General features: G+C 69.0%; 16 protein-coding genes and 1 other RNA gene. 8 read left to right on the forward strand and 9 right to left on the reverse strand.

The annotated features are described in order from the left end of the window. Positions 1-22: 22 nt before the first annotated feature. Entirely contained in the window at positions 23-1,459 is a 1,437-nt protein-coding gene (locus FBY41_RS14360) for an RNB domain-containing ribonuclease (RefSeq protein ID WP_141844875.1), read from the forward strand. Between the two features lie 37 nt (positions 1,460-1,496). Here FBY41_RS14360 and FBY41_RS14365 read toward each other — a convergent pair whose 3' ends face one another. Further along, the gene (locus FBY41_RS14365; RefSeq protein ID WP_141844876.1) at positions 1,497-2,291 is read right to left on the reverse strand and encodes a hypothetical protein; all 795 of its coding nucleotides are present in this window, start codon (positions 2,289-2,291) and stop codon (positions 1,497-1,499) included. Positions 2,292-2,440: 149 nt separating this feature from the next. Between FBY41_RS14365 and FBY41_RS14370 the strand changes: the two genes are divergently transcribed. Then, positions 2,441-3,610 (forward strand): RtcB family protein, encoded by a 1,170-nt coding sequence (locus FBY41_RS14370; protein WP_141844877.1) that lies wholly within the window; start codon positions 2,441-2,443, stop codon positions 3,608-3,610. A gap of 72 nt (positions 3,611-3,682) precedes the next feature. Here the strand turns inward: FBY41_RS14370 and ppc are convergent, their stop codons facing one another. Beyond that, entirely contained in the window at positions 3,683-6,364 is a 2,682-nt protein-coding gene (gene ppc / locus FBY41_RS14375) for a phosphoenolpyruvate carboxylase (RefSeq protein WP_141844878.1), read from the reverse strand. 163 nt (positions 6,365-6,527) lie between these two features. Between ppc and FBY41_RS14380 the strand changes: the two genes are divergently transcribed. The 3 genes from FBY41_RS14380 to rnpB all read left to right on the forward strand — a co-directional run bounded on the left by FBY41_RS14380 (position 6,528) and on the right by rnpB (position 9,392). Next, a complete protein-coding gene (locus FBY41_RS14380) occupies positions 6,528-8,168 on the forward strand; it encodes a peptide chain release factor 3 (protein WP_141844879.1) in 1,641 nt (546 codons plus the stop codon). A gap of 4 nt (positions 8,169-8,172) precedes the next feature. Continuing rightward, the gene (locus tag FBY41_RS14385; RefSeq protein ID WP_141844880.1) at positions 8,173-8,919 is read left to right on the forward strand and encodes a spermidine synthase; all 747 of its coding nucleotides are present in this window, start codon (positions 8,173-8,175) and stop codon (positions 8,917-8,919) included. 77 nt (positions 8,920-8,996) lie between these two features. Then, positions 8,997-9,392: RNase P RNA component class A (gene rnpB, locus FBY41_RS14390), an RNA gene on the forward strand. A gap of 123 nt (positions 9,393-9,515) precedes the next feature. Here the strand turns inward: rnpB and FBY41_RS14395 are convergent. After that, positions 9,516-9,734 carry a hypothetical protein gene (locus FBY41_RS14395; RefSeq protein WP_185749059.1) on the reverse strand — a complete coding sequence of 73 codons (219 nt, stop codon included), beginning with the start codon at positions 9,732-9,734 and terminating at the stop codon, positions 9,516-9,518. A 131-nt stretch (positions 9,735-9,865) separates the two neighbouring features. Here FBY41_RS14395 and FBY41_RS14400 point away from each other — a divergent pair, with 131 nt between their 5' ends. Further along, on the forward strand, positions 9,866-10,888 hold the full coding sequence (locus FBY41_RS14400; protein ID WP_141844882.1) for a magnesium and cobalt transport protein CorA: 1,023 nt from the start codon (positions 9,866-9,868) through the stop codon (positions 10,886-10,888). A gap of 31 nt (positions 10,889-10,919) precedes the next feature. Here FBY41_RS14400 and FBY41_RS14405 read toward each other — a convergent pair whose 3' ends face one another. The 6 genes from FBY41_RS14405 to FBY41_RS14430 form a co-directional block, all read right to left on the reverse strand. Then, the gene (locus tag FBY41_RS14405) at positions 10,920-13,229 is read right to left on the reverse strand and encodes a LuxR C-terminal-related transcriptional regulator (RefSeq protein ID WP_141844883.1); all 2,310 of its coding nucleotides are present in this window, start codon (positions 13,227-13,229) and stop codon (positions 10,920-10,922) included. Between the two features lie 84 nt (positions 13,230-13,313). Beyond that, positions 13,314-14,486 (reverse strand): anaerobic sulfatase maturase, encoded by a 1,173-nt coding sequence (locus FBY41_RS14410; protein ID WP_221629308.1) that lies wholly within the window; start codon positions 14,484-14,486, stop codon positions 13,314-13,316. A 97-nt stretch (positions 14,487-14,583) separates the two neighbouring features. After that, on the reverse strand, positions 14,584-14,976 hold the full coding sequence (locus tag FBY41_RS14415; RefSeq protein ID WP_141844884.1) for an SHOCT domain-containing protein: 393 nt from the start codon (positions 14,974-14,976) through the stop codon (positions 14,584-14,586). A 56-nt stretch (positions 14,977-15,032) separates the two neighbouring features. Next, a complete protein-coding gene (locus FBY41_RS14420; protein WP_141844885.1) occupies positions 15,033-15,524 on the reverse strand; it encodes a hypothetical protein in 492 nt (163 codons plus the stop codon). A 79-nt stretch (positions 15,525-15,603) separates the two neighbouring features. Continuing rightward, a complete protein-coding gene (locus FBY41_RS14425; RefSeq protein ID WP_141844886.1) occupies positions 15,604-17,949 on the reverse strand; it encodes an arylsulfatase in 2,346 nt (781 codons plus the stop codon). A gap of 45 nt (positions 17,950-17,994) precedes the next feature. Then, positions 17,995-18,501: a DUF1269 domain-containing protein gene (locus FBY41_RS14430; RefSeq protein ID WP_141844887.1), complete on the reverse strand. Its 507-nt coding sequence runs from the start codon at positions 18,499-18,501 to the stop codon at positions 17,995-17,997. A 224-nt stretch (positions 18,502-18,725) separates the two neighbouring features. Between FBY41_RS14430 and FBY41_RS14435 the strand changes: the two genes are divergently transcribed. Together FBY41_RS14435 and FBY41_RS14440 are read left to right on the forward strand one after the other, a co-directional pair. Beyond that, the gene (locus FBY41_RS14435) at positions 18,726-20,048 is read left to right on the forward strand and encodes an AI-2E family transporter (protein ID WP_141844888.1); all 1,323 of its coding nucleotides are present in this window, start codon (positions 18,726-18,728) and stop codon (positions 20,046-20,048) included. 65 nt (positions 20,049-20,113) lie between these two features. Then, complete coding sequence (locus FBY41_RS14440) at positions 20,114-21,022, forward strand: HAD family hydrolase (RefSeq protein ID WP_141844889.1); 909 nt, start codon at positions 20,114-20,116, stop codon at positions 21,020-21,022. Positions 21,023-21,038: the final 16 nt, after the last annotated feature.

The raw sequence follows: 21,038 nt of genomic DNA on the forward strand, positions 1-21,038 counted from the left end.
GCGGTTCACCTAGGGTTGGCGCATGGCGCAGCGACACATCGTGTTCCGCCCGGCGACGGAGCCGAGCGACACCTCCCAGGCCCTGCTCGACCGGTTCGAGGCGGTGCGCCGCGAGTTCGAGGTGCCGGACGCCTTCCCGCCCGAGGTGATCGCGGAGGCGCAGCGCGCGGCGGCCGAGGCCGACCTGCCGCAGCGCGACGAGACCGCGGTGCCCTTCATCACGATCGACCCGCCGACGTCGAAGGATCTCGACCAGGCGATGTCGATCGACCGCGACGGCGCGGGCTACCGGGTGCGCTACGCCATCGCCGACGTGCCCGCATTCGTGCGGGCCGGCGGCGCCGTCGACGCCGAGGCGCGGCGCCGCGGCCAGACGGTCTACTGCCCCGACGAGCGGGTGCAGCTGCACCCGAGCGAGCTCAGCGAGGGCGCCGCCAGCCTGCTACCCGACCAGGTGCGGCCCGCCTTCGTCTGGGACATGCGCCTCGCGGCCAACGGTGAGGGCACCGCCGTGGAGGTCTACCGCGCCATGGTGCGCAGCGTGCGTCGCTACGACTACGAGCAGGTGCAGCGCGCCGTCGACGACGGTAGTGCCGACGAGTGCCTCGTGCTGCTCAAGGAGGTCGGCGAGAAGCGCGTGCTGCTCGAGCGCGAGCGCGGGGGTGCGACCCTCCCGATGCCGGAGCAGGAGGTCGAGGAGGACGGCCAGGGCGGCTTCCGCATCTCCTTCCGCCCGCTGCTCGCCTCCGAGGACTGGAACGCCCAGATCTCGCTGCTCACGGGCATGGGCGCGGCCGACCTCATGCTGAGGGGCAAGGTCGGCATCCTCCGCACGATGCCGCCGCCGGATCCCCGCGACCTCAAGCGTTTCCGTCGCCAGGCTGCCGCGACCGGGGTGCCGTGGCCCGACGGCCTCGCCTACGGCGAGTTCCTGCGCACCCTCGACCACGCGAACCCGCGCCACCTTGCCCTCATCCACGAGGCGACGACGCTCTTCCGTGGGGCCGGCTACACGCCCTTCGAGGGTGCCGTGCCCGACCAGCCCATCCACGCGGCGGTCGCGAACCCGTATGCGCACGTCACGGCTCCGCTGCGCCGGCTCGTCGACCGCTTCGGCCTCGTCGTCTGCGAGGCGCTGTCGGCGGGCACCGAGGTGCCCGCCTGGGTGCGTGAGGCGCTGCCCTCGCTGCCCGAGATCATGGCTGCCTCCGACCGGCGCACCAACGGCGTCGAGCGCGCGTGCACCGACGCCGTCGAGGCGGCCGAGCTCGTGCCCTACGTCGGCGACACCCTCTCGGCCGTCGTCGTCGACGAGAACGGCAAGGGCATCGTCGTGCAGCTCATCGACCTCGCCGTCGTGGCCAAGGCGAGCGGCACGGCTCAGCCCGGCGACTCGGTCACGGTGCGGGTCGATGCCGCAGACGTGTCGACGGGCACGATCACCCTCTCCGTCGCCTGACGGCTGGGGTGCTCAGGGGCGGAGGCGCCCCGAAGTCTCAGGGGCTCGTCGCGCTGGCTGAGGGCGTCGCGCCCCCGGTCGGTATGCCGCCCGCCGGGGTGCCGCCCGCCGCGGGCGCCGTCTGGGTGGCCGCCGGAGCCGTGGTCGGGCCTCCACCGGACGTGGGCCCGCCGCTGACGGATCCGGTGCTGACGGACGCGTCGGTGGTGGCCGGACCGGTCTGGGGGGCGCCCGCCGGGGCGGTCGCGCCACCTGCGGCGCCCGCGGCCGGCACCGTCGGGGTGCCGCTCGTGGGCGAGGTGACCGCGGTGCCGGGGCGGCCCGAGGAGACGTCCCGCGCCGCAGACACCGAGCTGCCGATGGACGTGCCGGTGACCTGGGCTCCGGTCGCGAGCTGCAGGCCGGTGAGGAAGGCCGCGGCGATGGCGAAGAGCGCACCGGTCGTGACGAGCACGCCCCGCGTCGTCGCCCGGTCCGGGCGCCACCACGCGGCGGCCCGAGGGGGCGGCGGGCCGTCAGCCGGGCCGGCGGCCGTCTCGGGCGGCTCCACCGCCGACAGGGGAACCTCCTCGAGGTCCCCGCGGCGTGAGCGCACGAGCACGACGGCGTCGCGCGCCCGGGTCATCGAGGCCGTGTAGAGGCTCGCCGCCACGGCGGAGACGAGGCTCAGCACGGCGGCGCCGGCGATGGTGCCGACGACGCCGAGGCGTGAGCCCAGGGCCGCAGCGGTCGCGGCGGCGGCGGAGCCGCCGAGCAGCTGGGTGAGGGAGAGATCGAGCACCTTTGCTCTGGTCTTCGTCGGGGTCTGGTCAGGTGTCGTCTGGGGCGTCATGGTCCTGGCATCGGTTGCGATCGTCGTCCGACTCCCCAGCGAACGGCGGCGCGAGATGGTTCCTCTGCGTCTGGCGGGTGGGCAAATCCCGGTGCGCCGCCGTGAGGGTGGCGCCTAGGGTCGCAGTCCCACCACCAGGGGAAGGACCCATGGAGAAGATCTCGTCGACGCTCGTCAGCTGGGCGTCGATCCTCGAGCCCGCCACGCGTGCGCAGGCGGAGACGACGGCGACGATGCCGTTCATCCACCCGCACGTGGCGCTCATGCCCGACGCGCACCTCGGCCTGGGCGCGACCGTCGGGTCGGTCATCCCGACCCTCGGCGCCATCATGCCCGCAGCGGTCGGCGTCGACATCGGCTGCGGCATGATCGCGGTCCGCACCCAGTTCACCCGCTCCGAGCTGCCGGCGTATGCCGCCCCGCTGAGGGAGTCGATCGAGCGCGCGGTGCCGCTGTCCGCAGGCGTCTACAACACCACGGTCGCGCTCGACCACACGGCCGAGCGGGTGGTCGACCTCGAGAGCCGGGCGGACGAGGCGGAGTTCGACCCGGCGGCATACGCGAGCAACTGGAGGCTCCAGCTGGGGACGCTGGGCTCGGGCAACCACTTCATCGAGGTGACGGTCGACGAGCTCGAGCGGGTCTGGCTCTTCCTGCACTCCGGCTCGCGTGGGGTCGGCAACAAGATCGCCCAGCACCACATCACGGTTGCGCAGCAGCTCAATGAGCGGTGGTGGATTCCGCTGCCGCACAAGGACCTTGCCTACCTCGTGGAGGGCACGGACGAGTTCTGGGCCTACATCCGCCAGATGCGGTGGGCGCAGCACTTCGCCCTGCTCAACCGCGAGGAGATGATGGACCGCGTGGTCGCGGCCTTCGGCGCGTGGGTCGGAGCTGACGTCGAGCGGCACGAGGAGATCAACTGCCACCACAACTACACCGAGCAGGAGAAGCACTTCGGCAAGCAGGTGTGGCTGTCGCGCAAGGGCGCCATCTCCGCCCGGAGGGGCGAGGCGGGGCTCGTCCCCGGGTCGATGGGCACGGCCTCCTACGTCGTCACGGGTCGGGGCAACCCCGTCGGCCTGCACTCGTCGCCGCACGGCGCGGGGCGGGCGCACTCGAGGTCGGCGGCGCGGCGGATGTTCACGCGCGAGCAGCTGCGCGCGGCGATGGCCGGCATCGAGTACCGCGACACCGACGCCTTCATCGACGAGATCCCGATGGCCTACAAGGACATCGACCAGGTCATGCTCGACGCCGCCGAGCTCGTCGACGTCCGCCACACGCTGCGGCAGATCGTCAACGTCAAGGGGGACTGAGGCGGATCCAAGGATGCGACATCGGCCGGCGCGCGCGTGCGCCGGCTGATGTCGCATCCGGGCGAGGCCGCGTCAGCCGGTGTTGCGCAGGCCGGCGGCGATGCCGTTCATCGTCAGGAGCAGGGCGCGGCGCAGCTCGGGGTCGGCGGCCTGGCCCGACCGGGTGCGCTGCAGCAGCGCGATCTGCAGCTCGTGGACGGCGTGGAGCCGGCCATGGCGCACGGCGAAGGTGCGCCGCAGCACCGGCTCGTCGGAGAGCAGCGCGTCCTTGCCCGTGACGGCGAGGAGGTGCTGCACGGTCCGGGCGTGCTCGTCGGTGACGGCTCCGAAGAAGCGCTGGAGCGAGGGGTCGACGAGCTGCTCGACATAGCGCCGGCTGATGGCGAGGTCGGTCTTGCTCAGCGTCATCTCCACGTTGGAGAGGAACATCCGCAGGAAGCGCCAGCGCCGGACCGCCTCCTCGAGCTGGTCGGAGTAGCCGGCGTCGATGGCGGCGGCGAGGCCGGAGCCGACCCCGAACCAGCCGGGGATGAGCTGGCGCGACTGGGTCCACCCGAAGACCCACGGGATGGCGCGGAGGTCCTCGAGCCGGCCGCCACCGCCGCGACGGGCGGGCCGCGAGCCGAGGTTGAGGTCGGCGAGCTCGTCGACGGGCGTCGACTGGCGGAAGTACTCGGGGAACGCCTCGTCGCCGACGAGGTCGAGGTATGCCGCGTGCGACGCCTCCGAGATGACGTCCATGAGGCTGTCCCACCGTCGACGGACCTCGATGGTGTTCTGCGCCTCCCGGCGCAGGGTCGCCGCCCGCAAGGTCGCCGCGAGCGACAGCTCCATGTTGTGGTGGGCGAGCGATCGCACGAGGTACTTGTCGGAGATGACCTCGCCCTGCTCGGTGAACTTGATCCGCCCGCTGACGGTGCCGGCCGGCTGGGCGACGATGGCCTCGTGGGTCGGTCCGCCGCCGCGTCCGACGCTGCCGCCGCGACCGTGGAACATCACGACGCTGACGCCGTGCGTGCGGGCCACCTCGACGAGCTCGCGCTGGGCGCGGTGCAGGCCCCACCGGGAGACGGTGATGCCGCCGAGCTTCGAGGAGTCGGAGTAGCCGAGCATGACCTCCTGGCTGTCGCCGCGCAGGCGCACGAGCTCGCGGTAGGGGGCGCAGGACAGGAGCCGGTCGAGAAAGTCGCCGGCGATGGCGAGCGACGAGGGGGTCTCGAGCAGCGGCACGAAGCCGATGCGGGCGACGCCGGCGGTGAGGTCGACGAGTCCGGCCTGGCGGGCGAGGACGACGGCAGCGAGCACGTCGTCGACATCCTCGCTCATCGAGACGATGTAGGACTCGATGGCGCCCGCATCGCGGTCGAGGGCGCGGCGCACCGTGTGGAAGGTCTCCATCGTGCGTTCCGGCACGCCGTCGAGCCGGGTCGTGGGGCTGAGCAGCGGCCTGGGCTCGGCGAGCTCCCGGGCGAGCAGGGCGGTCCGCTCGGGCGGCGACAGTGTCGCGTAGGCGGGCTCCTGCCCGACGAGGTCGTAGAGCCGCGCGAGCGTCGTGTGGTGGTGCGCCGCGTGCTCGCGGATGTCGAGGACCGCGAGGTGGAATCCGACGAGCGCGACCGTGCGCATGACGCGAGCGACCGGACCGCGAGCCGTGAGCTCACCGCGGTGGTCGAGCAAGGAGCGGTGGATCGTGGCGAGGTCGGCGACGAGCTCGTCGGCGTCGGCGTAGGAGCGCTCGCTGTGCTGGCCCTCGAGGAGGCGGCCCGAGGTGGCGGCCAGCCGGTCGAGCATCGTCTGCAGCGCCGCGCGGTAGGGCTCCTCGGTCTGCGCGCCCTCGGTCTGCGCGAGCACCTCGTCACTGGGCGGGACGACGCGTGAGGACTCCGACATCTCCACTTGGAGCGCCTGGAGGTTGCGTTCGAGCACGCGCAGGGCGGTCCTCGTCTGCTGGAGGAGCACCTCCTCGGTGACGGCAGGGGTGACGAGCGGGTTGCCGTCGCGGTCGCCGCCCACCCAGGAGCCGAGGCGGACCGGCACCGCTGTGGGGGAGAGGTCGACACCGAGCGCGCCCAGGCCCGCGGCCATCTCGTCGACGACCTCGGGGAGCACCTGGTCGGCGAGCTCCTCGAGGTAGAAGAGCGCCGACCGGGCCTCCTCGATGACCCGGGGCCGGTCGACCCGCAGCTCGTCGGTCTGCCAGAGCCGCTCGATGACCTCGGCGAGGCGCCGCTCGATGCGAGCCCTGTCGGCGGGCTGGGCCCGAGGGTCGGCGCCCTCCTCGAGCAGGTCGGCGACTTGGCGGATCTTCGTCAGGACCGACCTGCGGGAGGCCTCGGTCGGGTGCGCGGTGAACACGGGTCGCACCTCGACCTGCCCGACCGTCCGGGAGAGGTCGGCGGTGTCGAGACCAGCGGCGCGGACCGCATCCATCGTGTCGGCGAGCGAGGCACCGTCGTGGAGGGCCGACTCGTCGAGCCGGTGCACCTGCTCGGCGACGTTGACGAGGTGGAAGTAGACGGTGAAGGCGCGCGCGAGCTTGGCGCTGCGGTCGGGGTCGAGGGCGCTCAGCGCCTGGGTGATGCGCTCGTCGTCGGACGCGGAGCCGGAGGCGTGCGCCGCGGAGGCCCACCGCTCGACGTCCTGCATCTGGGTGACGACCTCGGCGCTGTCGTGTCGCTCGACCGTCTCGTAGAGCAGGCGGGTGAGCAGCTGGACGTCGGCATCAAGGCGGGTGTCTTCGGTGCTCGCAGTCACGGGTCCAACCCTAGGGGCGCGGTTCGGGTGGCGTCAGGCGTCTCGCGCGACACCCTCGGGCACCTGAGGGCAGGAGTGCGGCATACGGCTGCGGTGGCCCCTGGGCGCCGATGCGGTGGATCGACGGCAGCGATGGGAGACTCGAGCAGATCACTGGAGGACCATGCACACCACCGCGTCGCCGACCGAGCGCGACCTCGACACCACCCGCCACCCCACCACCGGGGGCACCGCTTCGCCTGAGGTCGCCGAGCAGGCGGCCCGGCGCCGCACCTTCGCCGTCATCTCGCACCCCGACGCGGGCAAGTCGACGCTCACCGAGGCGCTGGCGCTGCACGCCCACGCCATCGGCGAGGCGGGCGCGGTTCACGGCAAGGGCAACCGCCGTGGCGTCGTCTCGGACTGGATGGAGATGGAGCGCGACCGCGGCATCTCGATCACCTCCGCGGTGCTCCAGTTCGCCTACGCCGAGACGGTGGTCAACCTGCTCGACACCCCGGGGCACGCGGACTTCTCGGAGGACACCTACCGCGTCCTCGCGGCCGTGGACGCCGCCGTCATGCTCGTCGACGCGGCCAAGGGCATCGAGCCCCAGACCCACAAGCTCTTCGAGGTGTGCCGTGCCCGTGGCGTCCCCGTCATCACGGTCGTCAACAAGTGGGACCGGCCCGGTCTGGACGCCCTCGCGATCATGGACGAGCTGACGACGCGTCTCGACCTGCACCCGATGCCGCTGACCTGGCCGGTGGGCGTGGCTGGAGACTTCCGCGGTGTGCTCGACTGCGCCACAGGCGATTTCGTCGAGTTCACACGCACGCCCGGCGGGGCGACCGAAGCCATTGCCACGCGCTGGTCGGCCGACGAGGCCCGACGGACCGTCGGTGACGCGTTCACCCAGGCGGAGGAGGAGTACGACCTGCTGAACGCCTCCGGTCACGGCTTCGACCTCGAGCTCTTCCTCTCCGGTGCGGCGACGCCGGTCCTCTTCGGCTCGGCGGTGCTGAACTTCGGCGTGCGCCAGCTGCTCGACACCCTCGTCGCCCTGGCGCCGGCGCCGAGCGCGCGCGCCGACGTGTCCGGCGGTGCCCGTGAGGTCTCGGCGCCCTTCTCCGGATTCGTCTTCAAGATCCAGGCGGGCATGGACAAGGCCCACCGTGACCGGCTCGCCTTCGTGCGCGTGTGCTCGGGTCGCTTCACCCGCGGCATGGTCGTCACGCATGCCGACACGGGGCGCCCCTTCGCGACGAAGTATGCGCAGAGCGTCTTCGGGCGCGAGCGCGCGACGCTCGACGAGGCCTTCCCCGGCGACGTCATCGGGCTCGTCAACGCGAACGCGCTGCGCGTCGGCGACACCCTCTTTGCGGAGGAGAAGGTGGCCTTCCCGCGCATCCCGCTCTTCGCCCCCGAGCACTTCGCCGTGGCACGGGCCGCCGTGAGCGGCAAGCAGAAGCAGTTCCGGCGCGGCATCGAGCAGCTGGGGGAGGAGGGCGTCGTCCAGGTGCTCCACTCCGACCGGCGTGGCGCGCAGGCGCCGGTGCTCGCTGCTGTCGGCCCGATGCAGTTCGACGTCGCCAAGCACCGGATGGAGCACGAGTTCGGCTCGCCCATCCGTCTCGAGCCGTTGCCCTACTCCGTCGCGCGGGCCGTCACGCCCGACGCCCTGCCCCAGCTCGAGAACCGCGGGGGAGCCGAGGCGCTCACCCGTGCCGACGGCGTGCACCTCGCGGTCTTCGCCGACAAGTGGCGGATGTCATCGGTCGAGCGCGACCTCCCGGCCGGGGCCCTCAGCCCCATCTTCGGCTGACCTCGTGAGCAAGCGGCTCGAGGAGATCGACTGGCAGCACACGTCGCTCGGCACCATCAGCCTGCGACGCAGGCTCGAGCCGACGCTCCAGATCGACGTCTACGAGGTGAAGCTCGGTGACGAGTTCCTCATGTCGAGCCTCTTCACCGTGGCGGAGATCGAGCTGGCCCGACTGGGCCTCGCGGCCGCGGCCGGTCCTGCACCCGATGGGCCGGAGGGCCTTGATGTGCTCGTCGGTGGGTTGGGCCTCGGCTACACGGCAGTTGCCGCGCTCGAGGACGACCGCGTGCGTTCCGTGACCGTCGTCGAGGCGCTGGCGCCGGTCATCTCGTGGCACCGCCGACAGCTGCTGCCCGACACGGCGACCCTCCCGACCGACCCCCGCACAGTGCTCGTCGAGGGCGACTTCTTCGCGCTGTCGCGCGGGTCCGCCGGCTTCGGCCCTGACGCGCCAGCGCGCTTCCATGCCGTGCTGCTCGACATCGACCACACACCGCACCACGTGCTGCACCCGAGTCACGCGTCGTTCTACACCGCTGACGGGCTTCGCCAGCTGGCGGCGCGGCTCCATCCGGGTGGTGTCTTCGCCCTGTGGTCGGACGACCCGCCGGACGAGCCGTTCACGGCACTCCTCGCAGAGGTGTTCGCCACCGCGACGGCGCACCTCGTCACCTTCGCCAACCCCCTGACCGGCGGGACGTCGTCCAACTCGGTCTACGTCGCGACGACGAGCGCGCAGGCGGGGGACTGACAGACCCGTCACGTCGCGGCGGTCGCGGTGGTCGCGGTCGGGGCGGACGGCATACGGGGCCTATGCTGGGTGGCGGATGAGTCGGCCAGACGGTCGCGTCAGGGCCTCGGCCCTGCCGAGGAACGTCCGGGCTCCACAGGGCAGGGTGGTGGCCAACAGCCACCCGGGGTGACCCGCGGGACAGTGCCACAGAGAACAGACCGCCGGCCGCTTCGGCAGCCGGTAAGGGTGAAACGGTGGTGTAAGAGACCACCAGCGCTCCAGGTGACTGGAGCGGCTCGGTAAACCCCACCCGGAGCAAGTCCAGACAGTGCATGCACGGCGCCCTCGGGCGCCGAGGAGACCGGCCCGGTCGAGTGTGCGGGTAGGACGCTCGAGCCGGCCAGCAATGGTCGGCCTAGATGGATGGCCGTCGCTTCGTCACCGGAAACGGCGGCAAGGAACAGAACCCGGCGTATCGGCCGACTCATCCACTTTCAGGCCTCTGACCTGCGGTGATGTGTTGGCCCTCGCCGTTGGGACACGACGTGGTGGGCGCCGACAACGGCGTGAAGATCGCCTCAAGACTTCGGTGCGCTCGATCACCGCCCAGGCCCTCACCCACGCGCGTGGCAGCGCCCCGCCCAGACGAGTTCCAGACCGAGGTCCTGCGCCTTCTCGAGCACGGCGTCCAGGCCCGCCAGGTCGACGACCGGACCGGTGAGCACGGTAGAGCCCGACTCTCGCGTCAGGAGCATGTCGGGAAACAGGACGCCGAACTGGTCGCCGAGCTCGCCACGCAGGACGATTCGGTACATCACCGGCTCCCTGTCCATGTTGCGAGCGTCACACCGTTGGCGTCGCGACGCACCACCTGCTGCCTGTTTCCCCTAGGTGATATTCGGTGACAGGGGATGTCGTGACCTCCGGAGCGGTGCAGCGTGAGTCGTGAGCAGGAAGGTGCGACATGACCCACGCCACGATCGACCGGACACCTGGATCGGCCGTCGCCTACACCGCTGTCTACCGCAGCGGCGCCAAGCTGCAGGTCGCGGCGGCCCCGGACGACCTCGCTGCAGTCCGCGATGCCGTGCGGAAGGGACAGGCGGGAGACTTCGTGTCCGTCGGACTGCACGAGCCGGATGCCGACACGATGCGCAGCGTGGCGAAGATCTTCGGCCTGCACCGACTGGCCGTCGAGGACTCCTTGGGCCATGCAGAGCGTCCCAAGCTGGAGAAGTACGGCGACATGGTCCTTCTTGTCATGCGCACGCTGGCCTACGTGAAGGGCGCCGACTCGGTGGCAACCGGGCAGGTCGCGCTCTTCATGGGCCCGGACTACGTGGTCACCGTGCGGCAGGGCGCGCACTTCGAGATGGAGAGTGTGCGCCGCGAGATCGAGAAGCACGTGGATGTCCTCAAAGAGGGACCTGCGGCGATCGTGTACGCGGTGTCCGACCGCGTCGTCGACGTGTACGAAGAGGTCGTGTCCCAGCTCGACGGTGATGTCGACGACGTGTCGGACGCGGTGTTCGCCACAGGCGCGGCGGACGCGTCGCTCCGGATCCACCAGCTCAACGGCGAGGTCACGACGCTGCGTCGGGCGATCCGGCCGGTCGCGAGTCCGATACACCAGTTCGCGCATGGTGAGATCGACGGCGTCTCGGCCAAAGCGCAGCCCTTCTTCCGCGACGTCGCCGACCACTTGGCGCGTGTCGCCGACGCTGTCGAGGCCATCGACAACCGGCTGTCGAGCGCGTTCGACGCCAACATGTCACGGATCGGGGTGCAACAGAATGACGACATGCGGCGGATGTCGGCCTGGGCAGCCATCGCGGCAGCGGTGACAGTCCTTGCGGGAATCTATGGGATGAACTTCTCCCACATGCCCGAGCTCGACTGGCGGTTCGGCTACGCGTGGGGCCTCTTATTGATGGTTCTCTCGTCCGTCGTGCTCTACCGGCAGTTCAAGAAATCAGGCTGGCTGTAGGCCGTGCAACCCTCCCTGAGGGCCCGATGGCTCACACCGGCGCGACGGCCATCTCGAGGTAGCCACAGTTGCGGCCCAGTTCGACGGCCTCAGCACGCGACGCGGCTCCCAGCTTCCGGTAGATGGAACGAACGTGGCTGTGAACGGTGCTGTGCGACACGAAGAGCTCTCGCCCGATGTCGGCCTCGCTGCCCTTGCCGGCAAGCAGGGTCAGCACGGTGAGCTCCCGATGGGTGAGCGGTTCGGGGGCCGGCTGTCGAGACGTCGACTCTGACGTGGCCCGGCGCGTCGGAGGCGTGATCGGGCTGTCGATTGCCGGGAACACGCACGCCGCCATGATCATGCGGGCCTCAGAGGCCACGGCGGCCGCTTCCTGCGTTCGCCCCAGCATGGTGAGTGAGTCGCCCAGGTAGCGCAGCGTGCGGAGCAGGATGAGCGGCTGTCCCTGGTGCCGTGCCAGGGTCAACCCCCGTTGCAGCACGGGCAGCGCTTCTGCTGGGCGACCGCGATCGTTGAGCATCGCCCCCAGCGCCATTGAAGGGCCCGATGTGGCATTCACCAAGCCGTGCTCCCGGGCGACCAGCGTGCACTCATCCACGAGTCGTGCCTGCGCCTCCGTTCGTCCCTCCTCGCCTGCGATCATCGAACAGTATGCGAGCGAGGCACACAGGATCAGCCAGTGCCCTTGACGGCGGTTGGCGAGTGCGATGACCTCGGCGTACTGCTGCTCCGCCTCTCGGAACCGGCCTCGCCACATGTCCGCCATCGCGAGCCCCCAGCGGGCCACGGGGTACCACGGCGAGTCCGGCCCCTCCAGCTCGAGCGCGCGCACTGCGTGGGCGTGTGCCTCGCGGACGTTCCCCCAGGGAAATGAGCCTCGCAGGGTTTCAAGGCTGGCCTCCGCGGAACTGAATCCGTCCGGAAGGCTTCCGGCGTGCGTGTCGAGCAGCCGCTCGACCCGTACGATGCTCTCCGCCGCCTCAGCTTCCTGGCCCGACGCCGACAGGGCCCAGGCTCGGGCCAGGAGCAGCCGCACGTCGCTGTGGAGGACTCTCGGTGGGAAGCGGTCGGTCCACGCGACGACGGTGTGGAACCTGCCCAAGTTGATCTGTGTGTACCACGTCTGCGCGACCAGGTCGGCGGCCTCCGAGTGCAGACCTGCTTCAAGTGCGTGGTTGATGGCCGTCGCGGTGTCGCCGCGATCGCGATGCCAGGCGAACGCGCGCTGGTGCAGCTCGTTGGCAAGGCCCGGGTGGCGGCGTTCCAGCTGAACTCGCAGCAGCTGTGCGAACAGGGGGTGAAACCGGTACCAGGCGCCGTCGTCGTCGAGGGGCGTCAGGAACAGGTTGCTCCGCGCCAAGCGACGGAGCGTCTCATGCGACCCGCTTTGGCCGGTGAGCGCGTCGCACAAGGGGCCAGAGATCCGGTCGAGAACGGCGCAGCGCGCCATGAGGTCCTGGTCGGCCGGGTCGTTGGCCTCGAGTACCTCGGACTCGAGGAAGTCGGTGACGTGCCGGTTGGACGCTTCGAATCTCGAGACCAACCCGTGGCGGTCCTCGGCTCGCTGCAGCGACAGCGCCGCGAGGTACAGGCCGGCGGGCCAGCCGAGGGTGCGCTCCACGAGGAGTCTGACGTCACTCGTGCTGAGGCCGAGCATCTGGCGCCCGTTGAGGAAAACGTCAGCCTCATCGAGGTTGAAGCGCAGGTCGTCCGCCCTCAGCTCGGTCAGCTGCCCATGTGCCCGTAGTGCTGACAATCCGAGGTCCGGTTCGGTCCGGGTCGCCACCACCAGCTGGAAATCGTCGGGGGCGTGCTCCACGAGCCACCGGACGCTCGCGCGGGCGCGCGAATCGGTGAGGAGGTGGAAGTCGTCGAGCACCAGAGTGACGCCGGCCTGGTCGGAGAGCGCGTTCACGAGACGCGGGAGCAGCACCTCGACCAGGGCTGGCGTGGACGGCGAAGCGAGGTCGTCCACGACGTCAAGGGCGGGGCAGGCTCGTCGTAGCGCCTCGAGCACGTAGGACCAGAGGATGGATGCGTCGTTGTCGTCGGCGTCGAGCGACAGCCACGCCATCGGACGAGAGTGTGCCTCCGCTCCCACCCATGCGGTGAGCAGGCTCGTCTTGCCGTATCCAGCAGGGGCTGCCAACAGGGTGAGTCGGTGCCCGGCGACCTGGTCCAGCCGCCCGAGAAGTCGCTCGCGCAGCACGACCTGCTCCCTTGCGGGCGGCGCGTGCAGCTTGGTCTCGACCAGGACTCGCGCCGGCGCCCCGGAATGCGGGCTGGCGGCCGGGGACCCAGCCAAGCCATCAGCGCCTCCCGCGCTGTCGACCCAACTCACGGAGTCAACAGTAGACGCGCCCCGAGCGCCGGCTTCCGCTTTGCGGATAATCGCGGATCCGGAGAAGGCTCCGTGGCTGCCCCCTCACACGGATGCGGCGGCTTCTGCGTCCTGAACGGCATACCAGTCGCGCAGGGCGGTGGCGTCCTGTCCGCGGCGAAGCAGCGACGCCATGACCTTCATGGGGGCGTCGACGTGGTGGAAGAAGTCCTTGTAGCCCGCGCAGAGGAAGTGCAGTCCTGGATCACCGTCAGGTGTGGTGAGGAAGCGGTCCTTGGGGCAGCCGCCGTTGCAGGCGAACCGCACGTCACAGTCAAGGCAGTATCGCGGCAGGTCGGCCTTGGCGTTGCCGAAACCCGTCTGGCGGTCCGACATGACGAGGTCCAGCATGGGCCGCCCCTCGGCGAGATTGCCGAGCTTGTAGGCGGGCTCCACGAAGTGGTCGCAGGAGTAGAGGTCGCCGTTGTGCTCCAGTGCGAGCGCTGAGCCACACGTGCGGGCGTGGACGCACATGCCGGCTTGATCCATGCCCAGCCAGTGGGCCAGCGCGGTGTCGAACATCTGCACGAAGACGTCACCCACATCGTGGCGCCCCCACTCGTCGAAGACCTCGATGAGGAATCGGCCGTACTGCTCCCCGGTGACCGTGCGGTGTGTGACGACCGAGCCCTCCTGCTTGTACAGCGGCCGGTCCTTTGCCCGCACCCCCCACCCCGCGTCGGCCATCGGCAGCAGCTCGGGAGTGACCCGCTCGACGATGGGAATCAGCTGGATGAACGTGGCGCCCAGGTCGTCACGCAGAAACCGGTAGACCTCGAGCCCGTGCTCGGCGTTGGCGGCGTTGATCGTGGTCAGGGCATTCCACTCCACCCCGTGCCGGGTCAGGATCTCCCATCCCCGCAGCACCCGGTCGAAGGTGGGCTTGCCGCCCTTGTCGACCCTGAAGGCGTCGTGCATCTCACGCGGCCCGTCGATGGACAGGCCGACGAGGAAGCCGTTCTCCTTGAGGAACGCTCCCCAGTCGTCGTCAAGGAGGGTGCCGTTGGTCTGGATGGTGTGCTGCACCGTCTGGCCCGGACCAGCCAGCGCAGCCGCCAGCTCGACGCTCCGGGCGAAGAAGTCCAGCCCCATCATGGTGGGCTCTCCACCCTGGTAGTTGACCGTGACCTCTCCCACGGGCGGGTGGGAGGTGAAGAGCTCGCGCAGGTAGGTCTCGTGCAGCTCGGGCGAGGAAGAAGCAGTACTCGCAGTCGAGATTGCACACCGCCCCTGTTGGCTTGGCCATGATGTGGAAGGGCTGGGAGCCGACGGGGGTGGTGGTCATGTCATTCCTTGTTGTGGGGTGATCCGGGGTTCAGGCCAGGGCCTTGGCCTTGAGGCTCTCGAACTCGCTGGGAGTGATGGTGCCGTCATCGAGAAGCGCCTTGGCGCCCGCGATCTGTTGGTCGGGCGTTGCGCTCGAGGCGGCGACCGACGTGATGTATGCGTCCTGGGCGGCCTTTTGTTGTTGGTAGGCGGCGGTCTGCCGGTCGGTCATGCTCTTGCCGCGGGCGATCAGGTAGATCAGCGCGCCGATCCATGGCAGGAATATGAGCACCAGCGCCCACCCGGCCTTGCCCCAGCCCGAGAGGGTGTGGTCGCTGAACATGTCGAAGACGCACCGGAACCACACCATGATGGCAGCGATCCAGATGAAGACCAGGCAGAACCAGAGCAGGAAGTCCCAGAAGGAGTTCGGGTCGGACATTGTCGTATTCCTTTCGAGCTGAGCGAGTTCAGGGTGGAGTCGCCTGGTGGCATGCCTCAGAAGCGGCGCATGGCGCGCCGTCGGCCGCGGCGGCGGCCGCGACGACGAACGCCGCAGACCGAGACGGGCGACAGCGGGCGCCCGAACGGATCGATGAAGAGGGTCACCGGGCCGGTGGTCTCGGGGACGGTCCCCTCGAGCACCTCGATGGAGTACCGGAGCGCACCGTCCTCTAGGACGGGGGAACGCAGCACGACGACCGCGTCCTGCGGAGCGTCTTCTGGGGACTTCAGGAACGCCAGCACGGCGTTGGGCGGGTCGCTCTCGAAACTGTTGTCGCCCACTGCCCACAGGTTCACGAAGTCCTGGGTGCTGAGGTGCCCCGTGGCTCGCTCCGGGCGGTCAGCGAAGTACAGGGTCGACGGTGTGATGCCTGTCAGGGTCAGGCGGCCGTCGACGCTGCTGGTGGCTGTCGCGGTCTGCACGAACAGGGCGTTCTCGGCGTCGAGCTCGTCACTCTCGTTCTGTTCGGTGGTGAGGTCGGTCATGGAATCTCTCCTTGCGTTGTGCTGGGGTCGCCCGTGGGGCCAGCTCGGCCCGGCCCCACGGGATGACGCGGTGACGGTGTCAGTCGCGGGCGAACGCGGCTTGGACCTCCTTCTCGCGGTCGACCCACGGGTCGCCGGAGACGTTGACGACCACCTTGTGGATCGTGCCGCCGGTGAAGGGCCACGGTGCGGTGCCGGGGTAGTCGGCCGTGACCGGCTCGCCGCGGTCCATGCCCACGTTCAGGCCTTCACCCGCCAGCGAGAACTTGCCTGGCTGCGTCTTGATCTTGGCCTCGCCCACCTTCTCGGTGTTGATGTAGAGGCTGAGCGTGCCCGTGGTCGGGATGGCGTCGCTGTCGTCCTTGACGAAGGACGCCGAGAGCCGGCAGCGACCGGTCGGCAGCTCCTTCGTCGACTCGACGTACTGGTCGGTCTCGCCCACGTAGTTGTAGTCGTACTTGAGCTTGCCGTCCTTGACGTACAGGGCGTGCCCGCCAAAGCGGCAGCCGTGCGCGAAGAGGACACCGCCGACACCCTCGTCCGCTTCGATGGTGACTTCAGCCGTGATGCGGTAGTCGCGGTTGCGGATGTTGACCGCGACAGCCTCGGGCACCTCGGCGCACCCCGGGTAGTAGGTGTACTGGTCGCGCGGCTTCGAGACCTGGGGACGCCACGTAGTGAGGATGTCGACGGCCTTGCGCGATTCGAGCGGAAGAGCGTTGTACTTGCCTGCCTCCGACCACCACAGTGCGATGAGCTCCTGGAGCTTGTCAGGGTGCTGGTCGGCAAGGTCGTGGCACTCGCTCGGGTCCTTGTCGGTGTCGAACAGCTCCCAGCGCTGAGTTGCGAACTCCGCCCACGCGTCCGGCATCGCCGGCGTCACCGACGCCGCCTTCCAGCCCTTGTGGTAGATCCCGCGGGTTCCCAGCATCGAGTAGAACTGCGTCTCGCGACCCGGTGCCTTCTCGTCGTCGAAGGTGCCACGGAAGCTCTTGCCCTCAAGCGGCACCTGCTTGGCACCGCGGTAGCTGTCGGGCAACTCGACGCCGAGGCAATCGTAGATGGTGGGCACGATGTCAATGGCGTGCTGGTACTGCGTTCGCAGTCCCGGGTTCTTGATCTGAGCCGGCCACGAGACGATCATCGGGTCGGCGGTGCCTCCCTGGTAGTTCGCGTAGCGCTTCCAGAGCTTGTTCGGGGTGTTGAAGGCCCACGCCCAACCCGTCGGGTAGTGGTTGTAGGTCAGAGTGCTGCCAAGAACGTCGAGGTACTTCAGGTTGTCCTCGAGCGAGTCCGGGATGCTGTTGAAGAACTTGTTCTCGTTGACTGAACCGGTCGGGCCGCCCTCACCGGACGCACCGTTGTCCGAGACAACGATGATGAGCGTGTTGTCGAGCTGACCCGAGTCCTCGAGGTAGTCCAGCATCCGGCCCAGCTGGTCGTCGGCATGGCTGACGAAGCCGGCGTAGACCTCGGCCATCCGGCAGAACAGCTTCTTCTCGTCCTCCTTGAGCCCGTCCCATGGCAGAACGGTGTCGGCGTAAGGCCATTCCTGACCCTTGGGGCCCTTGAGGTCGCCGTAGGGATTGATCGGCGAGAGCTCGGCGTGCTCGGGGATGATGCCCATCTTCTTCTGGTTCTCGAAGACAATCTCGCGGTAGGCCTCGTAGCCCATGTCGAACTTGCCCTTGTACTTGTCCGCCCACTCCTTCGGCACCTGATGCGGTGCATGGCCGGCACCGAAGGAGTAGTAGAGGAAGAACGGCTTGTCCGGAGCGACCGCCTTCATGTCCCGGATGAACTCCAGTGCCTTGTCCGTGATGTCGACCGAGAAGTGGTAGCCATCCTCGGGAGTCTTTGGTGGGTCCACCATGTGGTTGTCGTGGACCAGGTCGGGGTACCACTGGTTGGTCTCGGCTCCAAGGAACCCGTACCAGCGGTCGAAGCCGCGGCCGCTCGGCCAGCCCTGCCGGCGCGAGGCGAGGTTCTCCTCGTCCTCGGCGCACAGGTGCCACTTGCCCACCATGAACGTGCTCCATCCCTGCTCGCCGAGGATCTCGGAAGCCATGGCGGTCTCCATGGGGATGTGGCCGTTCGCGTTCGGGAAGCCAGAGGACGCCTCCGCGATGCACGCCATGCCGTTGGTCGTGTGGTTGCGGCCGGTCAGCAGGCAGGAGCGCGTCGGCGAGCACAGGGCCGTGGTGTGGAAGTTGGTGTAGCGCAATCCGCGCTTGACGATCCGGTTTATGTTCGGCGTCTCGATCGTCCCGCCGAAGGGTTCGAGGGCGGAGAACCCGACATCGTCAAGCACCACGTACATGACGCTCGGGGCGCCCTCGGGCGGAACGGGCTGGGCGTAGGACGTCCAGTCAGGTGTCGAGTTCTGGATGTCAATGTTGATGACGCCGTTGAACTGCTTGCTCATTGCGATCTCCTTGTTTCATGTGCTTGCTGGTGGGGAGCTGGACGCTCAGACGCTCTTCACGGCGTCCGTCAGTGCCTTGGCGCTGGTGGCGTCGACCTTGTTCTTGCTGACCGTCGATGCCTTGGTGAGGGCCTGGTCGACTGCTGCCTCCCACTGCTCGTCGAACATCCCGACGATGCCTGAGCTGTCGAGGGGGAGGGAGTCCTGGACGTCGTCCCTGATGTCGGCCTTCTCGCTGTGTGAGATCAGGCCCCCGACACCGGCACCCGCGCCCGCGCCGACGAGGGCGCCCGCGAGCATGCTCGGCGGGAAGATCAGACCGACGATCGCGCCGCCGACCGCGCCCCAGGCAGCGCCCTTGCCCGTGGTGTGGAAGTCGTCCTTGACATTGATCTTTCCGTCGGTGCCGCGACTGACCAGGATCAGTCCTTCGACCTTGATCACGTCGTCGTCGGCCAGCTGCTTGATCGCGTCCCAGTCGCCGCGCGCGGCGTCCTCGTCGAGGTATGCCGCGACGTAGAGGTCGACTGGGCCATCGGTGTCTGTTGCCATGAGCGTTCTCCTCAATCGAGCGGTCGGCTGACCCGGCCGCGAGGGTGAAGGGCTCGTCCTGCGGCCATCCGGAGCGTGGCCCGGGGGTGCCCCCCGACGTTCGCCTTCGCTCCACAACGCTCACAGCGCGCTATGGCGCCCGCATCACCTTCCCCGTGAATTCACCTAGGGGAGATCACCGTGCAGGCGGTTACACCGCAGGATCCCTGCGGTCTGATGAAGATGTGGCCCCAGCTGGCTGCCCCGTCCGGGCGGTCGCCCGTGAAATCAAGGAGAAGACCATGTCCGATGACGTTCGACACGACGCGGCGGTCGCGCCCGCGGAGGCGCTCGCCATCACCTCTGATGGTCAGCTCGTGCCCGCTGAGGCGACTGGAGTCGCGGCCCAGAGCCTCTCGATGCGGTCGGTGTGGCGGATCGGGTTTGCGCTCTTGGGGGTGGTCGCCGTCGGCGCCTTCGCGCTGTTCGTCCTGCGGGACGGGGGCGACCTCATCTTCACCGTGCTCATGTCGTTGTTCGCAGCGATCGCGATGGCGCCAGGTGTCGATCGGCTCGCCAAGCACATGAGGCGTGGCGCCGCCACGGGGCTGGTCATGGGCGCCTTCGCGGTGTTCGTGGTCCTCTTTCTCGCGGCTTTCGGCAAGCTGTTCGTGGACCAGGTGGTGCAACTGCTGCTCTACGTGCCGAAGCTGGTCGACGGAACGTTGGAGTGGGTCAACAGCTCGTTCTCGATGTCGCTGACACGGGACAACGTCCTCAGCTCTGTCGGCCTGACCCCAGACAAGCTCGCGGCAGCCGCAGAGAAGGCGGGCATGAGCGCTCTCGGATTCCTCGGCTCAACTCTCGGGGCGCTGTTCAGCGTATTCACCTTCGGCATGTTCATCTTCTACCTGTCCGCCCAGATGCCTCAGTTCGAGCGCTGGGTGGGGTCGTTGTTCCCGGCCCGCGCGCAGCCAGTGGCGCAGAAGGTCTGGACGATCACCGCGGAGAAGACCGGCGGCTACATCGCGTCGCGCCTCATCCTCGCCGGCATCAACGCCGCAACGACTGCGATCGTCTTCATCATCATCGGGATGCCGTACTGGCTCGCGCTGGCGCTCTGGACCGGGATCGTGGCCCAGTTCGTGCCCACCATCGGCACGTACATCTCGATCATCCTGCCCGTGGCCGTGGGCCTGCTCACCCCCACCCCGTGGATCGGCGTGATCGCGCTCGTCTGGGCGGTCCTCTACCAGCAGGTCGAGAACCTCTTCATCGAGCCGAAGATCAGTTCCAAGGCAGTGGACGTGAACCCGGCCGTCTCGTTCGGGGCGGTCCTGCTCGGCGCGGCCCTGTTCGGCGTCGCCGGTGCCTTCCTCGCCGTGCCCGTCATTGCGATGTTGCTCTCCCTGGCGGATATCTACGGCAAGCGCTACGAGCTGCTCCCCAGCATTTCCAACGCCATCGACCACGCCCGGCCGGCCGGTGGCAGCAAGCGGGCCCAACGCAAGGCGGCTGCCGCGGCGGCTGCCGATGGCTCAGCCCAGGCAGCACATTCATCCGCCTGAGCATCCGGCGCAGAAGGGACGCTGTCATTCGCGCCGGGCGCACACACCCGAGGAAAGGAACCGTCGTGACCGAAAACTTGGCCAGCTGGAACGACGGGCCGACCAAGTCGGCCATCGTCGCATTCGTCGACAAGGTCGTTGCCGCGGACGTGCCGGTCGAAGAGCGCGTTGCCGTATTCGACGCCGACGGCACGTTGTGGTGCGAGCAGCCGGTGCCTGCCGAGGCTGGGTTCATCCTTGCGAAGCTGGCGGAAATGGCCGAAGCCAGCCCGGAACGTCGTACCCGCCAGCCCTGGAAAGCTGCCTACGAACACGACAACGCGTGGCTGGGGAAGGTCATCACCGACCACTATGCCGGCGACGACGCGGGGGCCAAGCTGCTGCTGAGCGGCATCGGCACGGCATTCGCCGACATGGACGTCGAGAACTTCCAGACGCAGTCGGGCACGTTCTTGCGCGACACGATGCACCCGACGCTGCATCAGCCTCTTGTTGGGCTCACGTATGCGCCCATGCTGGAGCTCCTCCGTCACCTGGAGGCGAACGGCTTCTCGACCTGGATCGTGTCGGGCAGTGGCAGCGACTTCATGCGCCCCGTGGCCCAGGAGGCCTTCGGCATCCCCACCGAGCGGGTCATTGCCAGCCTCTCGCCCATCGAGTACACCGCCGCAGACGGCGGCCGTATCACCCGCAAGGCACAGTTTGGCTTCCTCGACGACGGCCCGCAGAAGCCGGTGCAGATCTGGAACGGTGTGGGCCGTCGACCCCTGCTGGCCGTAGGCAACTCCAATGGCGACACGATGCTCGAGTTCGAGCCTCACCCCGGGAGGCCGTCACTGCGCCTGCTGGTGAACCACGACGACGCCGCACGCGAGTTCGCCTATGGCAGCGGCGCCGAGAGAGCCCTGGCCGCAGCATCCGAGAACGGCTGGACCGTCGTCAGCATGAAGAACGACTTCGCACGCGTCTTTTGAGCTCGCGGGCGAGAAC

The sequence above is a fragment of the Humibacillus xanthopallidus genome (genome assembly GCF_006716675.1).
Lineage (GTDB): Bacteria > Actinomycetota > Actinomycetes > Actinomycetales > Dermatophilaceae > Humibacillus > Humibacillus xanthopallidus_B.